Here is a 23,653-nt window from a genome sequence, read left to right on the forward strand (position 1 = left end):
TCCAGGCTGCTGTCGGGGTCAGAGGACCCCTCCCACAGAACCCCGGCCCAGACTCTGTCGCGGATCTCGTGCACCTCCTGTGGGAGCGGCCTTGGCCGCGACACGGCCGCTGCGGTCTGCCGGCTTCGATTCAGACTGCAGTCGGGGTCAGAAGACGCCTCCCACAGAACCCCGGCCGAGGCTCAGGTCGCGGATCTCGTGCACCGCATGTGGGAACGGCCTTGGCCGCGACGGAGTCGCCGCTCGGGCGCACCGTCCGGAGAAGCGACAGCGCCGTCGCTCAGAACAGCTGCGCGACGATCTGGAAGTGGACGTAGTAGTTGCGCGGATCCTGCACGCGGTCGCGGATGGGCAGGCCCAGCGTGAGGCGGGCTGAAACGCGGTCATTGATATTGGCGTTCACGCCCCAGCCGTAGCTGGCCAGCGTGTCGGTACCGCGCGTCGAACCGACCGGACGGAAAGGCTGGGTCGCGCCGTAGTCGAGGAACAGGAAGCCGGCCGTGCGCACCGGCGCCACCGGTGGCTGCGGCAGCGGGTGGTGCAGTTCGATCGACGCGGCGAGACCCTTGTCGCCGCTGAACAGGCCGGTCTGGTAGCCGCGTACGCTGTTGTCGCCACCGATCAGGAACTGCTCGCTCGACGTGAGGTTCTCGTCGCGCGTGTACTGGAAGGCAAGGTTGCTCTGCACCGACCAGCCGTCCGACAGATCCTGCACGCGGCGCAGCGAGCCACGCCAGATCGAGAACGATGTGCTGACGATGTCGTCGATCGGGTCGGCCTTGCCGTTGGAGTAGGTCAGCGAGCCGGTCCAGATGCGGTCCTTCTCCCACCACTGGCCATCGACGCCGAGCGACAGATCGTCGATGTCGGTCGATTGGAACAGCCGCCCGGAAATCCAGCTCTCGGTCTTGCGCTTCTTCGCGCCGCCGAGCAGATCGAGCTGGTAGTTGCCACCAATGAGCACCGGATGCCGCAACAGCGCAGTCCACGCCGTCGATTCGCCGCGGATGCGCAACGGCCGGAAGGGGCCGTCGATGATGCGCGTGTGGTCGTTGAACCAGGAGAGCGTGAGCCGCGTGCCCAGCGTGCCGAGCGGAAAGCTGTACGACAGCGCCCTGCCTTCGTGCCCATCGGCACCGACCAGCGTGACGCCCAGCGCATCACGGAAACCGAGCAGGCTGCGGTTCTGGTAGAAGGCGCCGACACGATAGACGCCGGTCGCCTGGCTGCCGCTGCTGTCGGCAAACAGCCGCATTTCGTGCTTTGGCGGTTCCTTCACCGACAGCGCGAAATCGGTTTCGCCGAACTTCGCGCCCGGTTTCAGCTCTGCCCTCAGCTGTACGTCCTGGGTGCGGTTGAAGCGCATCATGCTGCGCTCGAGCGCGGCCACGTCGGCCAGTTCGCCCGGCCTCTGGCCGAGCCGCTCGCGGATGAAGGCCTCCGAAGTGCTGTCGTTGCCGCTCATCACCACCTTGCCGACGCGGCCTTCGACCAGCTTGATGGTGATCGCGCCATCGGCCACTTCCTGTGCCGGCAGTACCGCCTGCGCGGTCGGCACGCCCCGGTCGCGGTACAGCGCGTTGATGCGATCAACCAGTTCCTGAACCTCGCCCAGCGAGACCTCGCGCCCTTCAAGGCCGGCCGCCAGCCCGCGCAGCATGGACTCATCCAGCAGTTCCGAGCGGGTGAAATCGATGCGCCGGAGCATGAAGCGTGCACCGGCCGCCGGCTTGACCGGCGCCGGCTTCAGCGCGTCGTCATCGATGGTGGGCGCGTCGTCAGGACGCCGCTCGCGCTCCTCACGCAGTCGCCGTTCGATGTCGCGCGAGCGTTCCTGGATCACGCCCGGGTCGGCGGCCGCAGGAATCTGCGGCACCGCCTGCGCATCCACCTGCAGCGGCAGCAGCAGGCTGAACGCCGAAACCAGTGCGCATGCAGCGCCCTGCCCTATCTTCGTCCGACGCGGAGAACGACTCACTCGACAACCTCCTCTTCAGCCCGACGACGGGCTTCGGCTTCTTCTTCGCTCTCTTCCTCACCGGAATTCACGGCCGGAATGTCGAGCGGCACGTTGATCGATACCGACGCGATCTGTGGCACCTGACCCGCAGCCGACTGCTTGTCCGGCGTATTGACGCGGGTGACGATGAGTTCTCGCGACTGCTCGCGGCCGCTGTAGTCGAGCACGGTGTTCATCACCACTTCGTGCAGCGGATCGCGCATCACGACGTAGGGGTCGGTCACCAGCAGCCACTCGTCGAGCAGCATGTTGCCAAACACCTTGCCCGGGTGATGCAGTTGCACGTCGGCCGGCTCGACCACCGTGGTCAGGTTGTCCATATAGATGTTGCTGACCGGGTTGATGAAGCGCGCGCGGTTCTCGATGCGGCCCTGGTCGATGCGCAGGAAGCCGCGCTCCATCGTCACCTCGGCGTCGAGCGCGCTGAAGCGGTCGAAGCGTACGCCGACCTCGCTGTTGATCGTCAGATCGACCCAGCGCGCCGGCACGCCGCCACGACCGACCGCGCGCATCGCCAGCGGCGCGTCGTTGCGGGTGTGCAGGATGCGGGCAGTGACCGACTGCGAATTGAAGAACAGCGAGCGACCGACGCTCAGCGTGCCGAGGTTCAGATCGTTCTTCGCCGACAGCGACAGGATGTCGCCGGTGATGCGCGACACGCTGACGCTGCCGTTGTTCGACTCCAGCGTCACGCCGTTACCTGCCGTGACCGCGTCCATCAGGATGTCGTCCTCGGCGATCACCGTCGTGCTGCCAAGGTCCGCCGTCGCGTCGACCACCGTCACCTTGCCGCCGGACAGCAGATCGATATTGCCGCGCGACGCGTACACCGTGCCGTTCTCGATGTCGCCGGCGGCACGTACCCAGGCGTCGTCGCGCACTTCGATGCGGCCGATCTCGATGTCGTCGCGCTCGTCGATGTGCACGCCGCCAGCGGTGCTGATGGCGTCAATCTTCGCGATGTCGGTTTCCAGCGCGTTCGCTATCGCGCGCGGCGAGCCGTTGTTCCAGCTTGCGTTGCCGACGCCGCCGGCAGCGTCCAGCGTCACGCCGGCACCGGGCGTGGCCGCGACCAGATCCCAGGTGCCGATGTCGCCACCATCAAGGATGCGACTGCCGGTCGTGATGCGAATGGCGTCGGCGGTGGCGTTGTTCGTCGCCTCGATGCGGCCGACCACGACGTCGCCGGTGGCGTCGATCGCAATGGTGCCGCCGTCGGCGCGCAGCACGGTGCCGTCGTCCATCAGGTAGCGCCCGGCCTGCACCGCGATATCGCCCGCTGCCTCGGCGTCGCCGGTCTGACGCAGATCGCCGACCGGTGCGGCGAGCGACATCGAACCACCGGCACTGACGTTACCGACGGTCAGCGCCGGCGACAGGTCGGGCTCGACCGCCCGCGTACCGGACAGATGCACGTCGCCGCTGGCCTGCGCATTGACCAGCCCGCCCGCACCCTGTGCGATCAGCAGCGGCTCGCCATCGGCCCCGATGCTGCCGCCGAGCGCCACCAGATCGATGTCACCGGCGTCCGTCTGCATGGCGACCGCGCGCTGCGGGCCGCTGGCGCTCAGGATGCTGCCGGCGCTCATCAGATGGATGCCGCCGCTGCCCGAGAACATCTCGGCTACCCGCATCGGGCCGTTCGTTTCGTTCAGCCAGATCCCGGTCGAGGCGCGCGCGGTCAGTGTCGCCGCTTCGCCCAGATCGAGTGTGATCGGCCTGGCTGCACTGCCTATGCTGCCGCTGCCCGCTTCGATGATGGTGCTGCCGCCACGCAGGTTCGGCGCGTTCGTCGTGCTGGCATCGACGATGCCGCCAGACACCTTGAGCCGGATCGTCTTGCTGAAATCGACGCCGCCGCCGGTCGCATCCAGCGACACGAGGTTGATGTCGCCTGGCAGCACGGTGCCGTTGCGGTCGTAATCGTCGGCGCCGAGGAAGACGTGGCCGCGCGCATTGACGGTGACCGAACCGCCAGCCGTGGTGGCGATGTCGACGTCGTCGCGCTTGAGCACGGTGGCGGTCTTGGCCACCGTATCGATCGCCACGTCGTCCGCTTCCGCCGCCGACAGCGCGCGGCGCTGTTCCGGCGTGAGCGCGGTCAGGCTGGCGATGCTCACCGTGAACTGGCCCTCGTCGCGGCCGACGCCGCCGCTCGCGCTGTTGGCGTTCAGCACGATGTGGCGACCGACCACGTTGGGCTGTTCGACCCGGGTTTCGGTGTCGGACGTGGACTTGTTGTAGATCGCCGCGCTGACGCCGTAGCGCACCTGGTTGTCGGTCCACACATGGGTGCCGTCGGACATGCCGGCGATGACGGTGTCGGTCGCGGCCGAGCCGACGTAGCTGAAGCTGCTGTCGTAGCTGGCACCGGTGCTGCCGAGCGAGATGCCAAGTCCGCTCAGCTTGTCGTGCAGCGTACGCAGCCGCGTCGACGCGGTAGCCGCGTTGTAGCTGTCCGCGCGATACACGAAGCTGCCGGCGTTCTGCGGATCCTCGATCAGTTCGACGTTGCGCAGCGACCAGTACTCCTGGTACTCGCGGCTGATCTGCGAGCGGTGGCCCTTCAGCGCGTCGGCCAGACTGTCGGCGGCGCCGTCCGATTCGCGCAGGCGCAGGTCGTTCCACAGCGCGTCGAGTTCGGCTTCGGCGCGGGTATCGCGGGTTTCGTTACGGTTGCCGTCGGTGATGCGACCGCCGAGCGCGGTGAGCGTCACGTCGCCCGACTGCGATTCGATCTTGTCCAGCTGCATGTCGCCGTCCGGCTGCATCAGATGGATGTCGCCGCTGGCAGTCGCGCTCAGACCGCCCTGCGCGGTGGCCTGGGTCTGCACCACCAGCGCCTGCGCGTCGGTGCCGATCTGGCCCGAGCTGGACATCAGCTCGACGCCGCCGCCCTGCACGCGCACCGCGTTGCCGCTGCCGGCCGACACGATGTCGCGATCGGCCTGCAGGAACACGCGGCCGTTGTTGTCGGTGCGCACCTCGCTCACCCGCATGTCGCCACTCATTTCGCGCAGGCCGATGTCGCCGCGCGCGCTGATGGCAGTCACCGCGCCGGTGCCCAGCATGTCGATCTGCAGCGGCGTCAGCGTGTTGCCGATGCCCTCGGCGGCACGCAGGGTCAGGTTCTGCGCGGTGATGACGCCGCGCACGCTTTCCGCCGTGATGGCACCGCCCGGCAAACCATTGCCAGCGGTGGCGTCCACCGTCGTCGTGCCGGTGCGGTTGGTCAGGCTGCCGGCGAAAATGATGTCGGCGCGGCTGCGGATGTCGACCTGGCCGCTGTCGTAACCGATGAAGTTGATCGGGATCGAGTGGTCGGCCTTCACCGTGTGCGTGTTGTAGCGCTTGGAGCCGGTTTCGGTCCACACCTCGTAGGTGTGCCACTTCCAGATGCACAGGAAGGCCGAGCACTCGGAATCCTCGCGGTCCCAGGCGCGGAAGGCGGTGGTCACGTCGCGCCGCTGGTAGCGGTAGGTCGTACTGCCCATGCCGGTGTCGATCTTCGTGTACTCGCCCTCGGACAGCGGCGTCGGATCGTCCCAGCTCCGGTAGGCCGTGCGATCGGCCAGCGACCAGCTGCCGGGGAAGAACCAGAACTTGGTCTCCTTCTCGTACCGCGAGTAGGTGTTGGTCGTGTTGCGCTGACCGGTGACCCAGGTATAGGTCTGTCCGGTCACCGGCGCGTATCCCGTATTGCGACCGGCCACGTCATCGTAGTGCTCGACCTCGACCTCCTTCAGCTTGTTCTGGGCATCGGTGGTGGTGATGAGGTCGCGTGTCTTGACGGCGTTGCCCAGGCGGGTGACTTCGCGCGTCACCGGCGTCAGGCTGTTGTAATAGGCCAGCGTCTGCGTGCTGGATTGCGATGCGTTGGTGACGATGGCGCCCTGGCCGCCGTTGGCCAGCGGATCCCAGCGACGCAGGTAATCGGTGATGCGCACCTTGCCTTCGATGTCGTTGCCGGTATCGAGGCCAGTGATCACGATGTCGTAGCCGCTGCGGTTGTCGATGTTGAAGCGGCCGTAGCCGTCCATCGCCGCGATGCGGCCACCGCCGGTGTTCAGTATCTCGCCCAGCAGCTCAAGCTTGCCCCCCTCGACCTTCACCGGTTCCAGCTCGACGCGGTTCAGTTCCGCATTGAAGAAGGCCACGATGTTGCCTTCGGTGTTGCTGATGCGGAAGCGCGGATCGGACGGTTTCATCCCCGCCGCCACCAGCGCGTCGTAGTTGGATTTTGCCTCCGCCAGCGTCGTTGCCGTCTTGTAGGGACCGATGTTCAGGTTCACCCGCGCGCTGTCGCCGATGACGATGTTGCGGTCCGGCAGCCCGCTCTGCAGCAGCCCGTTGATGTTCAGGTAGCGCGCGCTGATGAAGATGTTGTTGCCGGCGATGGTCGGGCCGCCGGTGCCGTTGCGTGCTTCCGTACTGGAGCCGGACGACGCGGTGCCGTCCTCGTAGTTGTTGGCCAGACCACCACTGTTGCCGCTCGGCGTGCGTGTACCGCCCCACATGTCGCGCGGGTTGCCGGCGGTGTGATAGAAGGCCGACGGCGAGCTGAACACGAAGTCGCGACCGGCGGTGATATTGATGTCCGCCGCCTGGATATTGGGTGCGGTCAGCGGGTTCAGCGGATCCTTCGGCTGCACCAGCACGCTGCCGCGTTCGCTTTCCAGCGTGACCGAGCCGAGCAGGTTGCTGATGTTGCCCACCACTTCGATGTCCGGCGCGCGCGTGTCGCCATCGGCCGGCACATAGGTGTTGCGCACGGTGATCGATGGCGCCGGCGAATTCGGCGCGATGCCGACGCTGGAGAAGGCGGCGGAGCCGCCCTGGTTGCGATCGTTCAGCGCGGCGTTGATCTGTCCGGTGGTCGGGTTGCTGCCCGGCGTGTTCAGGATGGCTACGCCGTTCAGCGTGAGGCGGCCGGTCGCGTCCTCCGGGATGATCAGTTCATCGGTCCGCAGGAAGGCCGAACTGTTGTTGATGATTTCGATCTTCGCCTCGCCGCGCGCATTGAGGCGACCGTTGCCGGCGAGGTTGTCGCCGATCACGTTGATGTTGCCGCCACGCGCGTCGACCTCCGGCATCACGATGAAGGCCGCGTTGGCGATCGATGCGTTGGCGCCACCGGCCGGGAACAGGTCGGCCATCTGCTGTTCGAGGAAATTGATTTCCGCGGTCAGTGCGGCCACCGTTTCCGGGTTGCTGGCGTCGCCGCCGGTGCTGGTCGTGCCCTGGTAGTTGCCGCGGATTTCCTTCAGCGCGTTGATGCGTGTGCGCAGGTTGTCCTGAAGGTTCTCGACGCTCAGCGTAGGCAGTTCCATGCCGTCCGAGCGGGTGATCCAGTACTGCTTGGTCACCGTGTCATAGGTGCAGCCGGCGGTGCCCGGCGTACGGCACTCCGCCCCCTGCCCCTCGCGCGGCACCTGCACGCTGAGCGTCAGCGTCGGCGCGCCACTGCCGCTCTCGTTGATCGTCATCAGCTGCTGGTTCTGGATGCCGGCATCGACCAGACCGCTCACCGACACGCCGGCGCGCGACTGCTCGATGCTGCGGCCGCTGTTCTGCTCGATCGACACGTCACCGCCGCCGAACAGATTGCTCACCCCGCTGGCGATCGCACTGGCGGCCTGGCTGTACAGGTCGCGCGCCACGCCCTGACCGTCGACGCGGTGACCGAAGCCCTTGTCGGCACTCAGGTTCACGTCCTTCACACTGCGCAGCGTGCCGGCGATGGTGATCTGGTTGTCCTGGTTCAGCAGTGCGTCGGCACCCCAGTCCGAACTGGAGATCGGTACCGCCGCGTTGTTGTAGAGGTCGGCGGTCGCAACGGTGGAGAACGTGTTGCGCGCGCCATTGGCATCACGCCCGGCACCGACGTTGATGAAGCCATCCGCGCGGATGTCGCTGCCGCTGCCGACAGAGGCCCGCGAACGGACACGCAGGTCGGACAGCGAGTAGCCGTCGGCGTAGGCCGCCAGACCCCAGGTCTTGGAATTGGCGCGCACCTCGACGTCGGCCACATCGCGCGCCGCCATATTGAAGTCGCCCACGGTGTCGATGGACACGTTGTTGCCGACGCGTGCCTCGGTACGACCGATGTTGTCCGCCGATGGCGTCAGCGGCGTGGCGTTCAGCCACGCCTTGGCCTCGGCGTCGGCGGCACTGATCGCGCCGCCGGCCTCCAGCTTGGCGCGGTCGCGCAGCATCACGTCGGACACCGCGTTGAAGTTGGTGCGGCCGGGGTCGTCCTCGTCGCCCAGTACGCGCACGCGCGCACCGTCGCCCACCTCGACCAGCGTGATGTTGTCCACCGTCGTTTCGCTGGAACCCGCCGCGCCGCCGGCCAGGCCGCCGGCACCGGCGAACACGTTGAATTCGGCCAGCCAGGGCTTGCGCGTCTGGTTCAGCGCAAGCACGTCCAGATCCCAGGTGCGCAGGTTGGCACCGGCCTTGATGCCGGCCACTACGCGCGCGTCGATGTCGTTGCGTGCCTGCGCACCGCTGGCGCCGACGACACCGGCCGACAGCGAGTCGACGCGCGAATTGAAGGTGGCGATGTGATCGGCGCGCACTTCCATGCGCCCGTCGGTCGCCGTGCTGAGCGCCGTCGCCGTCGTGCCGCCGCCGAGCAGCGCCTGCGTATTGGACAGGTTGCGCGTCGAAGCGACCGCCGCCGCGCCGGCGATGATGCCGCCGGAGCCGGCTTCGGCATCTGCGTAGGTCTGGTCGTGACCGGTGGCCAGCACCGACAGTGCCGAGCCGACGCTGCCGGTGTTGCCGTTGTCGATTGACGCCAGTGTGACCGAGCCGGCACTGGCCGACGCCAGGTTGGCACCGATGGCGAGCAGGCCACCTATCGTGACGCCGCTGGTTTCCGCCGTCTGGCGCGTCTGGTTCGACGCGGTCAGGCTGGTGCTGCCGCTGATGGCGAAGCTGTTGCTGCCACCCACCGTCGCGTTCACCAGCGCCGTACTGCCGGCCCAGGAGTCGCTGCCATTGGCACCGACCAGCAGCGAGCCGCCGGTGGCGTTCGCGTACGAGTAGGCCGTTTCGCCCAGCGTCGGCAACAGCGTCGCGGCGTTCAGCGACAGGCTGCCGGCGGTGATGCTGTTGTTGCGCCCCATCGTCGCGTAGGACTGGGTGGCCGCCGTTGCTTCCGCCAGCGACACGCCGATCGATACCGCCAGCGAGCCGTTGTAGCCACGCGAAACCGCACTGACTTTCGGCGTGCTGCGTGCGGCGACCGAAATCGCCGAACCCGGCGCACTGACCGTCACCCGGTCGGCAATGGCCGCCCGTGCCGCACCGGTGGCGCTGGCCGTCGCTTCCGATCCGGAACCGGCTGCCACGCCGCCGGAGCCGGCTTTCGAACTGGCACTGACGGTGTCGCTGCGTGTCGACTCGACCGCCAGCGCGCCGCCGCCCAGAGTGACCGAAGTCGCAGCCGCCTGACTGGTGGTATCGGCTTCGCCGATTTGCGCCGTACTGCTGCCCGCCTTGTCGGCACGTGCGATGACGATGCCGGCCGCCACCACGCCTACCGCGTAGCCTTCGGCGTGCGCACTGGCGTCCATCGCGTCACCGGCGAGCACGCGCACGTCGCCGGCCGCGCTGCCGACCGTCGCCTGGGTGCCATCACCCAGCTTGGCGACGACGGTATTGGCCAGATCGGCCGTCGCCACCGCTGCGCCGACGCCGACCAGACCGCCGGCCGCCTGATAGCTCTTCACGTTTACCGCCGCGGTACCGGCCTCCAGCCGTCCGGTACTGGCGTCGAGTTCGATGTCGCCCGTATCGGCACGCAGCGTGATCGCACCGTCGGTGGTCGCGCGCACGTCGTGGCGCACATTCAGCACGCCAACCGCAGCACCGACGCCAGCGATGCCACCCAGCGCCCCGCCACCGACCAGCACATCCACCTTGTCCTTCTCGGACGCAGTGATGCGTATGTTGCCGCCTGCGCGCAGCGTGTTCGCTGCGGTGTTCGCGGTATCGACCACCGTCGCACGGGTCGAGCCATCCGGTGCGGCATTGACGTCGGCCTTGGCCGCGACCTTGCCGCTGGCATTGATGCGCGTGATGTCCGACTGCGAGAAATTGCTGCCGGTGCTGATGTTCCCCTCGTCATCACCGGTCTTGAGCTGGTCGCCGCTGGAGAAGGCGTTGGCTTTGCTCAGCGTGCCGTTGTTGTCCTTGTCCGCCTCGCCCGACGCGTCGCTGCTGAGGCCGGCATTCATCACCGTGACCGCCACCGCGCCGCCGATGCCCACCGTGCCGCCGGCCGCTGCTGCGACGGCCGCATTCGACATATTGCGTTCGGCCCTCGCGGTGACCGCGATGTCGTTGTCCACGTGGACATTGCTGTCCTGGATGGTGGCGGTCGTCGTGTTGTCCACCTTGGTCACCGAGGCACCGGCACCCGCGCCGGCGATGCCGCCGACCGCGGCCACGCCGGCGCGGCTTTCGGTCACTACGCTGTCGGTCGCCTGCACGGCGAGCCCACCGCTGCGATCGGCGGCGCTGCCCACGCGGCTGTCGATCACCTTGGCGGACGTCGTGCTGTCGATGATGCCGACCGCGACCGCGCCGGCAATGCCGGCCGCACCGCCACCGGCGCCGCCAATGGCCCAGGTGCGCATTTCGGTCGAGCTGTCGGCCATCACGTTGACCTGACCGTCGGCATCGATACCGCCGCCGTCGACGCGCGCTTCGGTCGTGCTGGTATCGAGGCCTACCGCGAAGGTACCCGAACCGGCCACACCGCCGGCCGCCAGGCCGCCACCGGCCACCAGGAAGACGGAGTCGTGGTCGGCGCGGATGTCGAGCGCGCCGACGCGCCAGACGGCGTCGTCCGAATAGGCTTCGGTGGTGCTGGTGAACTTGGCGACCGAGCCGCTGCCGACCACCGCCACGGCACCGCCGGCGGCGCCGACGACGATGGACGACACGCCCTGGCTGGAGCGCGCCTTCACCGTCGCCGCGCCCTTGGCGGTAACCGAACTGGTGCTGCCGCTGACGCCGGCGCGCGTGTCGCGATCAAACACGTTCACGTCCGCCGACGCGCCGACACCGGCGAGGCCAACCGCGATCGAACCGATGAAGGTGTTGCCGTAGGCATGGTCGGCCGCCTTGATGCTGACCGCCTGCGCGTTGCTGGCCGTGCTGTTGTCGCCGCCGTTGAGTACCGAGTCGGTCACCGTGGCCGTGGTTGCGCCGCCGATGATGTTCATGCTCACGGTGGCCGCGACGCCGGCGAAGCTGCCACCGGCAACGTTGGCGACCGCGGTCGTGGTCTGGTGCGTGGCGGTCGCATTGACCGCGATGCCGCGCACGTTCTCGCGCGTACGCGACGCAACGAGGTCGGGCGCGACGAAGGGGTTGGACGAGGAGTAGCCGCCGCCGCTCTGGTTCATCCGGTCGATGCTGGCGCGCAGGTTCACGCCGCCGATCTCGCCGGTGTTCACACTGACGCCGCTACCCTGCTGCGCGCGCGCCGCCACCGAACTGTCGCGGATCGCTGCCTCGGTCGCGCCGCCGATCTCGTTCACCGTGGCCGACGCGCCGACGCCGGCCGCGGTGATGCCGATGCCGGCCGCGCCGGCCAGCACCGTGATCTTGTCATCCGACTCGGCCAGCACCGCGACGTTGTCACGCGCCTCGATGTCGGCGCCTTCCTTGATCACCGCACGGGTGTCGGAGTTGATCAGGTTGACCGCCACCGATCCGCCGACGCCGACATCGACGCCACCGCCGATACCGACTGCCGCGGTCTTGATCGTCGCCAGCGAATCGGCGCTGACGATCAGGTTGGTCACGTCGAAGCCGCTGCTCTTCAGGCCGGACACCGTGGCGTGCGTCGAATTGGCAATCTTGTTCACGGCGATGGCGGCGCCGACGCCGGCCGAGCCGCTGATGCCGACCGCGCCGGCCAGCGCATTGATGCGCGCGCTGTCGACCGCGTTGACCGACACCGCAGCGGTGCCGCCGCTGATGTCGGAGCCGGTGACCTCGGCGACCGTCTTGTTGTCGGTGCGGTTGCTCGATGCCGAACCGGCGAAGGCACCGGTAGCCGCACCGGCGCCAGCGACCGAGCCGGATTCGATCAGTGCCGTGTTGCTGCCGGTCAGCGTCAGCGACGCCGCGCCGCCGATGGTGCTGTCATGGACGCGCGCCTTCGCCGTGTTGCGCACCCAATTGTCGCCGACCGCTCCGCCCACCGCTGCGTTGCCCGAGAAGGCGGCCGCACCGGCCAGCGACTTGATGGTCGATGTGTCGGATGCCTGCAGCGTGATCGCCGAGTCGTTGTCGACGTTCTCCAGCGTGCTGCCGACGATTTCGGCGGTGGTGACGTTGCCGCCTTCGCCACCGGCATTGGTGTCGCCGGAATACATGCCGATGTGGTTAAGCGTGATCGAACCGGACAGCGCCACGCTCTGCGCGCCGCCAGCGGCCAGTGCCAGCGTTTCGATGGTGGCCGTCTCCAGCGCGGTCAGGCTCAGCGCCGACGCGTTGCGCACGGTCGCTTCATCGATCGAGGCCAGCGTCGTGTTGCCGATCTTGTTGTAGCCGAAGGCACCGCCGACCGCGCTGCCGCCGATGCCCACAGCGACCGCACCGGCCAACGACTGCAGACGCGAGCTGTCGGTCGCGCTCACGGTGACCGTGTTGCCGTCACCGCTGTCTTCCAGCAGCGCGTCATCGACCGTCGATTCGGTCCGGTTGCCGATGAAGTTCACCGAGATCGACGCACTGACCGCTGGCGAACTGCCCAGCGCCAGCCCGCCGGCGACCGACAGGCTGCGGATGCGCGCATCCGACAGCGAGGTCAGGCTCAGCGTGCCCGCGGCGTCGACATGGGCGCGGTCGATCTGCGCCTGCACCGTGTTGAAGATCTCCGAGTACGCGACCGAGGCGCCGATGGCCACGCTGTTCATGCTGGCCGAAAAACCGCCGGCCAGCGTGTCGATGCGCGAGCGGTCCTTCGCCTCTATCGTGACGCTGGCGGCCGACACGTCGTCGAAGGCGCTGTTGCCCTGCGGCGCACTGACGTTCGCGAGCAGATCGTTGTCGATGAAATTGACCGACACCGAGCCGACCCCCGACACCTTGCTCGACGCACCGACACCGACCGCGATCGAGGTGATCAGCACGTCGGATTCCGCCTTCACGTTCAGCCGGCCGGCCGCACCGGTGACGTCGACCTTCGAATTCTCGACCTTCGCGGTCAGGTCGTTGTCGATCGAACTCCAGTTGAACGACGCGCCGACCGCATTGCTGTTGCTGCCGATATTGACCTGCAGGATGCCCGCCACCGACGTGATGCAGTTGCCGCTGGGCGTGGCGCCGGCGCCACTGCGACCGCAGTAGTCCAGGCCCTTGACCGTGTTCTCGCGCTGGTTGCCCGGCTCTATCGTGTCTTCGAGCGCTGCGTCGGCGCCGCGGTCCTGCGCCAGCACGTCGACCGCGCCAGTGGCCGTGACCGAGGACAGGCCGACGATCTGCGCCGTGGTGTCGTTGTCGATCTCGGTGATGACGACGGCACCGCCGATCGAATTCGCGTTGTTCGACGCCGACGCCTGGCCGTGCGCCGCACCGGCGCCGATCTCGGTCGCGTTGAATGCGCGCACGGCCGCGCTGTCGACCCCGCTCACCGCAGAGCCGCCGGCGATCTCCGCGGTGACGACGTTGGCGACGTCGGAATAGGTGACCGCGCCGCCGGCACCGGTCTTGCCGCCCAGCGCCAGCGTACCGCCGCCGGTGCCGATGAACATGCGGTTGTAGGCGGTCACGTCGAGCGCGCGACCGCTGCCGGCCGCGCCGGTCAGATCGGTCGAGTTCAGCGCGGCGCGTATCGTGTTGTCGATGATGGACAGCGACAGCGAACCGGTCAGCGAGTAAGAACTCTGGTTCTGGTTGCTGCTCGCATTGGCAGCAACGCCGATGGCGATCGACAGCTGCTCGCCGCCGGCCAGCGCCTGCACGGTCACGTCCTGCGTGTCGTTCAGGTCGGCGTTCTCGACCAGGCCTTCGACCGTGTTGTCGATCATGTTCACCGACACGCTGCCGGTGACCGCTGCCGACTTGTTCTGGCTCGGGTTGTTGGCGCGGGTGAAGGCGGCCGCACCGGAGGCGGTGACGATATCGAGGTCCGACACGCCGAGTACGGTCAGCTTGGCCGCGCTGCCCCCGTCCGCCTGATCGACCGTCACGCCGGCGAGCTTCGCGCGCGTCACCAGCGTCACGTCATTGACCGCCGCGCTGCCGGCGGCCGACAGGCCGAAGCTGGGCTTGGACTGCGTGCCCTGGCTGCTGGTATTGCCCTGCTTCGAGGTCGAAGTCGGCTTCAGTTCGACCATGCCGGCGATCTTGGTCTGCACCTCTTCGTACTTGCTCTTGATACTGCCGAAGAAGCCCCCCTGGGAACTGCTTTCGCTGCTGCTGCCGCTGACCGCCACCGCGCCGGTCACCGCGATCGCCTCCATGCGACCGCTGGCGCGCGCCTCCACCGTCACGTCGCCGGACTGGATGACGGCATTGGTGATGCTGCGCTGACTGGCGCGCGTGTCGCCTTCGTTCAGCGCCTCGCTGTCGTTGTCGCCGACCAGCGCCTCGGTGGTGCCGGTGACGCCGTTATAGGCGATGCCGAGGCCGACGCCGGCCGATTCCGATTTGTTGAAGCCGCCGGCGATGGACCACAGCACCGGTTCGTCGAGCGCGGTGATCGACAGGGTGCCGGCGCGCAGCGTGGCTTCATCGTCGACCAGCGCCCGCGTGTTGTTCGTCACCTCGACGATGGACACCGAGCCGTTGATGCCAAAGCTCGATCCGTAGCCGGCGATCGTCGCCAGCGAAATGACCAGATCCTTGCCCTCGGCCGAAATGTTCACTTCGTCGGTCGCGCGCGTGCCGGTGACGGTGTAGCTGCGCTGGCCGGCGGTACTGCCACTGACGCTTTCGGTCACGCCCTGGATGGCGGCGCCCTCGCGCACGAACACCAGGCTGTCGCCGTTCAGGATTTCCTGCGTGTAGGCCATGCCCAGGCCCTTGCTGCCACTGCCACCACCGGTGCCGCCCGGCAGGAAGTGGCCGCCGTGGAAGAGCAGCGTCACGTCGCGCTTCGCACTGATGTCGGCTGGCGCACCGAAGGACCAGTCCTGCAAGACCTGTTCGTCTTCCGAGGTCGAACTGTCGTCGGCCACGGTTTCGTAACTTGCGGTCCAGGCGCCACTGGCATTGCCGGTCAGGTTCAGCTTCGCCGATTCCTGCACCTCGGTCTTCGCGGCGTGGTCGAATTGCAGCAGGCTGAACGAGCCGGACAGCGAAATCGCGTTGTTCGAGTTGTCGGACGTCGACTTGGCGGCCGAGGCGCCGTTGAACACGTCGAGGATGCCGGTGAGGTCGTTGAACCAGTCCTTCACCGTGGACAGGCCGTCCCAGCGCGTGAAGCTGCCGCCGGTGATCAGCGTCTCGCGCACCGGAATGATCACGTCCGACGCGACCGCGATGCGCGGTGCGGTCACCGTGGCGCTGCGGCCTACGGTGGCCAGCGCGTCATGGCTGAAATTGCCAATGGCGATGCCGGCCGAGAAGGTGTTGCGGGCGGTGTTGCCGGTGGCGCGGTCCTTCGACTGGGAAATCGCCGAGGCCTCGGCCACCACCTGGATGTCCGAGCCCAGCGTGCGCGCCGCCACGACCGCGCGGTCGCTGGCATGCACATTGGCGTTCGGCCCGATGCTGGCCGACGCCGTCGCGTCGCTGTCCACCCAGGCGATGGCGCCGCCGATGCGCAGAGAGGTCGATTGCGGCTTCTGCGCCTTGGCGTCGGGCTCGGCACCGGCGAGCAGCTTTTCCCACAGTTTTTCCTCGATGAAGCCGCCGGTGTCGGTGATCGGCTTGGCCTTTTCCTTGGCGGCGTCGAGGATGGCGTCGTTCAGCGAGGTGCCGACCTTGGCTTCGGCCGTCGTGGCGTTCGAGGTGTTGTCGTTGATCGCCAGTACCTGCACCTTGGTCGCGTCAGCCACGTTGGCGTTCAGCGACGCAGTCGCTTCCGACGACAGCTGGCTGACCGCGATAGCGGCGGCCGCCTTGCCTTCGTTGCCGAGCGACGCGGTGACCGAATTGGCGAAGGTGTTGCGGTTGGTCGCCGCCACCGTCACGTCGCCCGATACCTGCACCGTGGCGCCGGCTTCGACCGTCGCGTTCGCGCGCACGTCGGCAAAGGTCAGGCCAAGCGCAAAGCTCATCTGCGAGTTGGCGTCCTCGCCCGGATCGGCCGCTTCGACCGATGCTTCGAGCGTGGCGTCGTTGTTGGCGCGCACGTTGAGATTGGCGGCGCGCACGGTGGCACCCGACTTCACATCCACGGTGGCGGTGGAACTGTTGCGCGCATAAAGCGCGCCCAGACCCAGCGGCGTGTTCACCTGGGTACCCGGGCCGCTGATGCCGGTGTCGGGCGCAGCACCGGCCGACGTGAGGTTGTCGGCCAGCAGCGTGAGGTCCTGCGTGGCCTCGACCACCGAGCCGGCCTTCAGCGTGATGGTCGACGTGCCGACCGCCTGCGAATGCACGATGTTCAGGCCGAGCAGCGTGGCGCCGATGCCCAGCAGGCCGGTGGCGCCCTCGGTGGCGAAGTTGGCCGCGTTCTGCTCGAAACTGCCTTCATCGAAGACCCAGCGGTTCTGCACGTCGGTCGACGCGGTCATCGACACGTTGCGGCCCTTGACCGTCGCGTTATCCAGCTCGATCGATGCGCTGGCTTCGCGGTAGCCCAGGATGCTGACCGACGACACCTTGTGCGCGGTGAAGGTGACGTCACCGCCGTCGAAGATGCCGCCGCCGTGCGCCAGCACCTTGCTGCCGGACTTGAGCAGGATGTTCGGTGCCTCGAAGGTGATGTTGCCCGAGTGGCCGGTCGATACGCCGCCCACGTGGTCGCTGCTGACCAGGCGACTGGACACGACGATGTTGTCGTTGACGGTGATGCTGTTAGTGGCCTGCAGCAGCAGGTGCGCCCCGTTGATCGTGACACCGCTGTCTGCGCCGCCCGGTACGCCGCTGTATGCGGTAGCGCCGCGCAGCAGGTTCTGGCTGAGCACGATGTTCAGCGGGTCGATCAGCACCTGACCGGCGGCACCGCCGCCTCGCCCGTCCGCGTAGAACTGGCCGCCGGCCAGCTCCACCGTGTCCTTCGCCGAAAATTCGACGAAGCCACCGTCGCCGCGCGAGCCCGCGCTGGCGTCCATCACGGCACCGCTGCGGATGACCGCGTTGCGCTGCGCCAGCGAATCGATGCGGCCGCCGTCGGAGCCTTCGCCGTCGCCGGCGGCCGTCACCATGGCGTCGATGTCGGCCACGATGTCGCGGCCGGCGCGCAGCGTGATGTCGCCGCCGTCGGTGCCGGCACCGCCCCGGGCGTCCAGCGTACCGGCGATCTCGATGTCGTCCGCCGCAGCTATATATATGCGGCCGGCGCGCTCGACCACCCGGCTGCCGATGGCCAGCCCTTGCGCATTGACCACGTCGGTGAAATCGGGTGCCTGGCCTTCGAAGCGGGCGCCGGTCAGCACGGCACCCTTGACGCTCACCGTGCCAGCCGCCAGTTCGACCGCGTCGATCGCGTTGATGCGGCCGTCGATGCGGATGGCTGCCGACGACAGCGGCGCGGTGCCATTCAGCAACTGACCCAGCGCGCCGGCGTCAACCACGCCCGGCGCGGTGAAGAACCGATCGACGAAGCCTTGGGTGGGCGTGCTCACCGACAGCGCGCCGACATTCACGATGCCGCCGGCACCGACGACAAAGCCGTGCGGATTGGCGAAATAGACGTTACCGCCGATGCGCCCGTCGCGGATCGCGTTCAGGGTGCCGTGGATGTCGGTGCGCGTGTCGCGCACGATGTTGACCAGGTTCAGCGCGCCGCCCGGCACGTGCAGGTTGGCCGTGTGGCCGGCATTGACGCTGAAGCTCTTGAACGAGTTGAAACCGGTGTTGCCGGACACCGTTCCGGTGCGGATATCGGTCACCGCGCCCGCCGTCGTCACCGTGGTCAAGGTCTGGCCATCGGCCTTGATCGCCTGCGCCCAGGCCGATGGCGACATCAGAAGTGGCAGGCTTGCCACCCCGACCATCAGTCCGTGCCCGTTGCGCAGGTTGGCAACCAGGGTGCGCAACCGAGGCTGGCTGCGACGACGTTGTGTGGCTTTCATGACCTGACTCCTGAATGCTGCAGCGCCCGCGGTTGCTGTCCGCGTGTAGGAATATTTCTTACATAAGTGTAAGCCGATGTGACCGGAATGATGTGCATTGCGTCCGCCATCGCCCCTCCGATCCAATTGTTTTCTTTGACTTTCGTCAACATTCCGAGCCATCCGTCACGGTCGTGAGGTCAGCCGCGGCGGCGACGGCTCACCCACAGCGCACCGACGGCCAGCATCGTCAGTGCCAGCGCGTCCGGTTCCGGCACTGGCGTCACCGTGGCGCCGGTGAGCAGGAAGGTCGCGTACAGGTCGCGCAGGTGGTAGGCCGGCGTATCGGCACGCAATTGCACCGCCTGCGTGTAGAACGCATTCGGCGTCACCGTCAGCGTGCCGGTGGCGCCGAGGTCGAACGAGAGCGACGGCATGGCGAAGGCGTGGATCTGATACTGGTCGTTGGCGATCTCCTGCACGCCCAGATCGAACTCGAAGTACTTCGTGATGCCCAGCACCGTGAGGCCGACCGAGTACGGCTGGTACTCGATGCCGGTCATTCCGGGGTCCGCCGGCCCGGTCCCGGCGAAGAAGGTGAAGAACCGGGTCTGCTGGCCGACGTCCGGGGTCAGTTCAAGCGCCGCGCTCAGGCCGACGAACTGCACGGTGGCGGAGACGGCAGGGACGGACTGGAAATAGGTATGCACCGGTGAACCGGTGGTGCTGAAGCTGATCGGCGCCGCCTGCACGGCGCCGACGCACAGGCCGAAGGCGAGCGCCGCTGCCGCCGGGAAACGGTTGGTCATCTGAAACCCCCTTGTATTGGTCTTGTACGTGGCCCGGACGCAGACCCCGCCGTTGCCGCCGTCGCGCTGCTCGTCCGCAGCGGCGTCCGGCAACCACGGGAGGATGCGGAATGAGGAATGCCCCGGGTGCCCGGAAAATCCATACCGCATTGGAGCGTGCCCACCCGGCGGGGGTAAATACGCACAAGCGCGTAGCGCGCCGGCAATCAGCGGGCAGGCAGGGAATTGCTCACGCTTCGGGCAGCCGGTGTCGCACCGCCCAGGCCACCAGTTCGGCTGCATTGCGCAGTCCGAGCTTGCGCGCGATGTTTTCGCGGTGCTTGCGCACGGTGTGTTCCGAAATGCCCAGTTCGACGCCGATCTGCTTGCTCGACAGACCGCGCCCGACACGCCCGGCAATGTCCATTTCGCGCGAGGTCAGGCCCTCGTGCGCGGCGTCCATGCCGTGGCCGAACAATGTCGCCAGTTCCGGACTCACGTAGTAGCCGCCCTCGGACACCGTCATCATCGCGCCGACCAGCGCCTCGGCGTCGTCCGTCTTCAGCATGTAGCCCTGGGCGCCGAAGGCCAGGGCGGCCTGGAAAGAGGCGGCGTCCTGGCGCGCGGTCACCACCAGCACCCGCGTCGCCAGACCGGCGGCGGCGATGGCCTGCATTACGCCAAGGCCATCCAGACCGGGCAGGCCGAGATCGAGCAGCAGCACGTCGGGCGACAGACTGCGCACCAGTTCAAGCGCCCGCTCGCCGTCGCCGCAGTCGCCCAGCCAGCGCACGCGCGGCTCGGCCGAAAGCATCAGACGCAAGCCCTGGCGCACCAGCGCGTGGTCTTCGGCAACGACGATGCTAATCTCGCGGGCGTCCATGACTGCGGAAACTACCATGACCGGAACATCCGCCACGCTCGACGACGCCACGTCGCCCGGCGATTCGGACGCCGTCCGGCGCGACCTGCTGGGCGTGCTCTTCGGTCACACGCCCACCATCGTCGCCGGCAATCTGGCGGTGTCGCTGACCGCGTCCGCGGTACTGGTCAGCGCCCAGGGGCACGGCATCGTCTGGCTCTGGCTGGCCGCGATCTGGTTGCTGGTCGGCCTGCGCTACGCGCTGGTACGCCAGTTGCGGCCGCAGCTGTCCACGCTGCAGGGCGACGGCCTCGACCGCGCCGAAACGGCCTACACCGCCGTCGCCGGGCTCACCGGCCTGGCCTGGGGACTGCTGCCCTGGCTGGGCTACGAGGGGCGCGACCCCTTCATGGATTTCTTCAGCGTCGCCATGCTGGCCGGCATGGCCGGCGGCGCGGTCACCGCCACCACCGCCCTGCCGCGCGCGCTCAACCTCTACCTCGTGTGCGCGCTGCTGCCCTTCATCGTCAAGTCATGGCTGATGGGCGGGCTGATCAACATCGGCGGCGGCCTCACCTTCCTGTTCTACCTGCTGGTACTGGTGTCCTTCGGCCGCAACGCGCACGCAACGATGCGCAACGCGCTGATGCTGACGCGCCAGAATGCCAGGCTGGCCGACGATCTGCGGCAGGAACGCGACGCCGTGCAGGCGGCAATGCGCGCCAAGAACCTCTTTCTGGCCGGCGTCACGCACGACCTGCGCCAGCCGGTCCATGCGGTCGGGCTGCATGTGCGCTACCTGCGCTCGCAGGAGCCCACCGCTCTCAGCCGCGATGTGCTGGACGAAGTCTGCGGCGGCATGGACGCCGCGGTGCGTGCCATGAGCAGACAGCTCACGCGCTTGCTCGAACTGTCGCGCCTGGAAGCGGGCGAGGCCCGTGTGCTGCGGCGGGCGGTGCCGCTGTCCGAGGTGTGGGCCGCCTGCGCGGCGCAGTTCGTGCCGCTGGCGCAGGAAAAGGGGCTGGACCTGCGCTTCCGTCCGACTGCGCGGGTGGTGGACAGCGACGCGATGATGCTGCAGTCCATTCTCGACAACCTGGTGTCGAACGCGGTGCGCTATACCGAGCGCGGCCGCGTCCTGGTCGCCGCCCGGCCACGCGGCAACGAGGTGGAACTGCAGGTATGGGATACCGGGCCCGGAATCGCCGCCGAACATCTGCCGCTCATCTTCGTTCCCTACCGCCGCTTCGACGACCGCAGCGCCCGTCACGACGAAGGCCAGGGCCTAGGACTGGCGCTGGCGCGCGGTCAGGCCGACGCACTCGGCCACGCACTCGAAGTGCGCTCACGCCCCGGGCACGGCAGCACATTCACCGTCAGGGTGCCGCGCGCGGGGTCAGCGCCGCGCGGGTGACCGACGCCGCCCGCAGGCTCCGTCACCGGCCGCAATCGCGAGCAAGCTCGCTCCCACGGGAGCCGGCCGACGCTGCGGGCCGTTCAGCCTTCCAGCTTCCTGCCCTTGGTCGCCCGCACACCGCGCCAGTTCATCAGCGACGCTTCGTCGATGTTCAGCGTCTTCGGCCGGCCGCGCGAGCCGGGTACAGTCAGCGCAAGACGTTCGCGGAACACGTCGAGCAAGTGCAGCGACTCGCCGTCGGGCAAGGTCATGATCTTGACGCCCTTGCCGCCCGACAGCTCCTTCATCTCCTCCAGCGGGAAGGCGAGCAGGCGGTCGCCGCCCAGCGCGACCACCCACTTGTCGCCCGGTCGCAGTTTCACCGGCGGCAGCGCAGTGCTGCCGTCGGTGTTGAGGAAGGCCTTGCCGGCGCGCTGGCGGCTCACCATGTCCTCGATCGCGCAGACGAAACCGTAGCCACCGTCGGACGCCACCAGGAAACGGCTGCCCGGCTCGCCGGTCAGCACCGCCACCAGCTTCTTGCCGGCGAGATCGGCCAGCGAGGACACCGGCACACCGTCGCCCTTGCCGCTCGGCAGATCGGTCGGCTTGATGGTGTAGCTGCGGCCTTCGCCGTCGATCAGCACGACCGGCCACACGGTGCGGCACTTCAGCACCGCGAGCGGACCGTCGCCGGCCTTCCAGGTCAGCGCGGCCTCGTCGACATCATGGCCGGAGCGCAGCCGGCCGAAACCACCGCGCGACACGATGACGGTGACCGCCTCGTCGATCTGCGGCACTTCGCGAGTGCGGGTCGCCTGCGCATCGGCATTGATCAGCGTGCGGCGCTCGTCGCCGAAACGCTCGACGTCGGCGCGCACCTCGTCGCGCACGAAGGTACGCAGTGCGGCATCGCTGCCGAGAATGCCGAGCAGACCGGTCCGTTCGGCGTCCAGCGCATCGCGCTCGCCCTGCAGCTTGATGGCCTCCAGCTTGGCAAGTTGGCGCAGCCGGATTTCCAGCACGTCCTCGGCCTGACGCTCGGTGATGCCGAAGCCGGCCATCAGGTCGGCCTTCGGATCGTCGGCCGCGCGGATGATAGCGATGGCGCGGTCGATGTCGAGCAGGATGGCCAGCCGGCCATCGAGGATGTGCATGCGCTCGTCGATGTCGGCGATGCGCTGCGTGAGCCTGCGCGACACGGCAGCGAGACGGTAGTCACACCATTGACGCAGCACCGCCGGCAGTCCGATCTGACCTGGGCGGCGGTGGGTGTCGAGCAGCGTCAGGTTCAGGCTCGCGTTGCACTCGAGATCGGTATAGGCGAACAGGAAGGCCAGCAGGTCTTCCTGGCTCACCGCGCGCGACTTCGGTTCGATCACCAGACGCACCGGATGGCGCGCGTCCGATTCGTCGCGCACCGAATCGATCAGCGAGGTGGCAAGCGTCTTGGTGCGCGCCTGGTCGTCGCTGATCTTCTTCTTGTCGCCCTTGGGTTTGGGATTGGCGAGGTCGTCGATGCGGCTCATCACGGCACCGGTGCTCACGCCCGGCGGCAGTGCGGTGACCACGATCTGCCACTGGCCGCGCGCCAGCGCCTCGACCTCGTAATTGGCCCGCATGCGGAACGAGCCGCGCCCTTCCTTGTAGGCGGCGACGATGCTCTCGCGCGACGAAATGAGTGTGGCGCCGTTCGGGAAATCCGGCCCCTGGAAGCAGTCGATCACGTCGTCGTCCGGCATGCGCGGATCGATCAGCAGCTTGCAGGTGGCGTCGCCGATCTCGCGCAGGTTGTGCGGCGGAATTTCGCAGGCCATGCCAACGGCAATGCCGGAGGCGCCATTGGCCAGCACCACCGGCAGTCGCGCCGGCAGCAGCGATGGTTCCTGCTGCGTGCCGTCGTAGTTCGGCTGGAACTCGATCACGCCGGCGTTCAGCTCGGACAGCAGCACGTGCCGCGCGAACGGCGTCAGGCGGCACTCGGTGTAACGCATGGCGGCCGCGTTGTCGCCGTCCATCGAACCGAAATTGCCCTGCCCGTCGATCAGCGGGTAGCGCAGCGTGAAGGGCTGGGCCAGCCGGACCATGGCTTCGTATACCGACGAATCGCCGTGCGGGTGGTACTTGCCGATCACGTCGCCGACCACGCGCGCGGACTTCTTGTGCGCGGCATCGGGCCGGGCGAAGCCGTCCATCGCGTACAGGATGCGCCGCTGCACCGGCTTCATGCCGTCTTCCAGCCCCGGCAGCGCGCGCGAGGTCACCACCGACATCGCATAGGTCAAATAGGCCTGCGCCGCGTGCGCATCGACCGGAATGTCGGCGATGTCGGGTTCGAACAGGTTGTCAGTCAACGGAGTGCTCCGGGTGTTTCGTTGTGTGTTTGGAGGGGCT

The 23,653-nt window shown here is 67.9% G+C and carries 6 protein-coding genes; 1 reads left to right on the plus strand and 5 read right to left on the minus strand.

The annotated features are described in order from the left end of the window. Positions 1–280: 280 nt before the first annotated feature. The 4 genes from AC51BJ_RS03015 to AC51BJ_RS03030 all read right to left on the minus strand — a co-directional run bounded on the left by AC51BJ_RS03015 (position 281) and on the right by AC51BJ_RS03030 (position 19,902). Positions 281–1,978, minus strand: a complete 1,698-nt coding sequence (locus tag AC51BJ_RS03015) for a ShlB/FhaC/HecB family hemolysin secretion/activation protein (RefSeq protein ID WP_430434162.1) — start codon at positions 1,976–1,978, stop codon at positions 281–283. Next, positions 1,975–18,234: a leukotoxin LktA family filamentous adhesin gene (locus AC51BJ_RS03020; protein ID WP_496279287.1), complete on the minus strand. Its 16,260-nt coding sequence runs from the start codon at positions 18,232–18,234 to the stop codon at positions 1,975–1,977. The genes AC51BJ_RS03015 and AC51BJ_RS03020 overlap by 4 nt, the downstream gene beginning before the upstream one ends. 179 nt (positions 18,235–18,413) lie before the next feature. Then, complete coding sequence (locus AC51BJ_RS03025) at positions 18,414–19,022, minus strand: PEP-CTERM sorting domain-containing protein (RefSeq protein ID WP_430434163.1); 609 nt, start codon at positions 19,020–19,022, stop codon at positions 18,414–18,416. Between the two features lie 229 nt (positions 19,023–19,251). Continuing rightward, positions 19,252–19,902, minus strand: coding sequence for a response regulator (locus AC51BJ_RS03030; RefSeq protein WP_496279288.1), 651 nt, complete (start codon positions 19,900–19,902; stop codon positions 19,252–19,254). On the opposite strand from AC51BJ_RS03030, the gene AC51BJ_RS03035 reads away from it, so the two are divergent. After that, positions 19,901–21,277, plus strand: a complete 1,377-nt coding sequence (locus tag AC51BJ_RS03035) for a sensor histidine kinase (RefSeq protein WP_496279289.1) — start codon at positions 19,901–19,903, stop codon at positions 21,275–21,277. The genes AC51BJ_RS03030 and AC51BJ_RS03035 overlap by 2 nt on opposite strands. 83 nt (positions 21,278–21,360) lie before the next feature. On the opposite strand, the gene parC is transcribed toward AC51BJ_RS03035, so the two are convergent. Beyond that, entirely contained in the window at positions 21,361–23,613 is a 2,253-nt protein-coding gene (gene parC / locus AC51BJ_RS03040) for a DNA topoisomerase IV subunit A (protein ID WP_430434166.1), read from the minus strand. Between the last annotated feature and the right edge of the window lie 40 nt (positions 23,614–23,653).

It is taken from the genome of Methyloversatilis sp. S146-33, from assembly GCF_059552495.1.

Coding starts and splice junctions, on each gene's coding strand:
- AC51BJ_RS03035 (WP_496279289.1), top strand. CDS start 19,901: ATGACCGGAACATCCGCCACGCTCGACGACGCCACGTCGCCCGGCGAT.
- AC51BJ_RS03030 (WP_496279288.1), bottom strand. CDS start 19,902: ATGGTAGTTTCCGCAGTCATGGACGCCCGCGAGATTAGCATCGTCGTT.
- AC51BJ_RS03020 (WP_496279287.1), bottom strand. CDS start 18,234: ATGAAAGCCACACAACGTCGTCGCAGCCAGCCTCGGTTGCGCACCCTG.
- AC51BJ_RS03025 (WP_430434163.1), bottom strand. CDS start 19,022: ATGACCAACCGTTTCCCGGCGGCAGCGGCGCTCGCCTTCGGCCTGTGC.